Source organism: Oleiphilus sp. HI0123, from assembly GCF_001635315.1.
In genome coordinates this window covers 1-2,192 of the sequence record NZ_LWGE01001122.1, presented here as the reverse complement: position 1 = coordinate 2,192, position 2,192 = coordinate 1, and the positions used below count along the sequence as shown (strand labels likewise).

The following is a 2,192-nucleotide window of genomic DNA, read 5'->3' as shown; positions in this document are numbered from 1 at the left end:
AACTGAATCAATTGCGCAACGGCGATGGTTTCAGCCAAAGAAGTAATGCCTTGCAGGCCAACGGTGGTACTTACTTCACCTTCATGCATGACCCCTTGTTGTAATGAGGGCTCTACAGGGTTCACAAAAACGCTCATCTCATGCGTTTTTGCATATTCAAAACAGCGCTTGGTCACGGCTAAATTTTTAAGCGGGTTGTAAGCGTTACTCAAAGCCACACATTGCGCTTTCTTCAGGGATGAATAGGTAGCTAACTGCTCTCCTTTTAGTCCCTGCGTCAACGCACCAATTGGTAAAACTCTGCAATAGTCCGTCTGTGCGCTTAGCTCTCTAATCAACTTTGACACAGCTTGAGAGTCATTGACCGGCCGGGTTTCTGGAGTACAGCATAAGGTCGTCACGCCACCCGCGGCGGCGGCTTTGGTTTCACTTGCGATACTGCCTTTTATGGAGTTTCCTGGCTCTGGCAAAGCGACAGAAAGATCAATCAAGCCTGGTAATACATAGGCTCCATTCAATTCTTTTGTAGGAGTGCCACTTATCTCGGCAACATCGATTGCCTCGATCAGACCATCTTTAATCAGCAAGGTTTCAAAAGGAGCCCAGGACGCGCCGGAGTCAGAGAAAACTAGACGCTGACCATTTTTAAGAAGCATGCTCATTTTGACTCCTCACTGTTTTTCTCTTCCGTTTGACCACTCATTGCCATCGACATAACCGCCATTCTTACAGCAATACCATTAGTGACCTGATCCAGGATCACTGACTGCTCGCCATCTGCAACTTCCGACTCGATCTCAACGCCGCGGTTAATCGGCCCCGGGTGCATTACAATTGCATCAGGTTTGGCTAGTGCCAAGCGCTCACGAGTCAAGCCATAAAGCTGAAAGTATTCCTGCTCACTCGGTAGCAAAGCTCCTTGCATTCGTTCACGCTGCAATCGAAGCATAATAATCACATCAAGGTCTTTTAGGCCTTCATCCATATTGTTATAGACATTAACATCCAATGACTCGACACTTTTCGGCAGCAAGGTATTAGGAGCTATCACTCTTACCTCATCAACACCGAGTGTATTCAGCGCTCTAATCTGGGATCGTGCAACTCTTGAATGCAAAATATCACCCACAATTGCGACTTTCAGGCCCTCGAATTGCCCCTTATTCTGACGAATAGTCAGCATATCCAGCATTGCTTGTGTCGGGTGGGCGTGCCAACCATCTCCTGCATTCACAATAGCCACACCAGGTGTGACAGACTCTGCGATAAAATGCGCGGCACCACTCGAGGCATGTCGAACAACAAACATATCACTGGCCATCGCTTCGAGATTACGCAGCATATCCGAAAGCGATTCGCCTTTTGAGGTAGCAGAGGTATTAATATCCAGATTAAGTACATCGGCGGATAAACGCTTGGCAGCCAATTCAAAGGTGCTTCGAGTCCGTGTACTGGCTTCAAAGAAAAGATTCACGACAGTTTTGCCACGCAAAAGGGGAACTTTTTTGATGTTCCTTTCGCCAACTTCGATCAATGAGTCTGCGGTATCCAAAATTTCTGTCAGGAGCTCTTTACTGAGCCCAGATACCGTCAAGAAGTGCTTGAGTCTTCCTGACTTAGTTAGTTGAATAGGCGCCTGCATGAAAATTTCCTGTTAAAAACCGTCGTCGTTGAAATGTAGTTACTGTATTTTTAGGTGTAGATTCTCTGGACCGATAAGCTTTATACGCTGCCCCTCGGCTAAAGATAATTTCGCCCCAACCACATGAGGTGCGATTGGAAGCTCCGGACGCCCTACATCTACCAGTACGGCCAGTGTAATACTTGCTGGTCTGCCGTAATCAAATAGTTCGTTCATCGCTGCACGCACAGTACGGCCAGACATTAAGACATCATCGAATAAAACGATATGCTTATCTTTTGTTTCGAAGGGCAAGCTAGATGGCTCAACTTTTGGATTCAAACCAATTTGAGTAAAGTCGTCGCGATAGAAAGATATATCAAGCTCACCAATCAGTTTTTCATTCGCCAAACTTTTTTGAATAGCCTTAGCGACCCAAACACCGCCGGTGCGAATCCCGACAAACTCATAGTCAGTGATATTCTTTTCTGCCAAATAATGGCTTAGTTGCTGTGACATCGCACCCAATAAGGCTTCTACAGCTTGTTCATCATGCATTGTCAGTTCCTTT

General features: G+C 46.3%; 2 protein-coding genes and 1 pseudogene. All 3 read right to left on the bottom strand.

The annotated features are described in order from the left end of the window. Nucleotides 1-662 (bottom strand): annotated as a pseudogene (locus tag A3761_RS11550) (dihydroorotase); the annotation flags it as partial. Next, a complete protein-coding gene (locus A3761_RS11545; RefSeq protein WP_068508681.1) occupies nucleotides 659-1,642 on the bottom strand; it encodes an aspartate carbamoyltransferase catalytic subunit in 984 nt (327 codons plus the stop codon). The pseudogene A3761_RS11550 and the gene A3761_RS11545, both read right to left, overlap by 4 nt. A gap of 39 nt (nucleotides 1,643-1,681) precedes the next feature. Beyond that, nucleotides 1,682-2,140, bottom strand: a complete 459-nt coding sequence (gene pyrR / locus A3761_RS11540) for a bifunctional pyr operon transcriptional regulator/uracil phosphoribosyltransferase PyrR (protein WP_231881212.1) — start codon at nucleotides 2,138-2,140, stop codon at nucleotides 1,682-1,684. Between the last annotated feature and the right edge of the window lie 52 nt (nucleotides 2,141-2,192).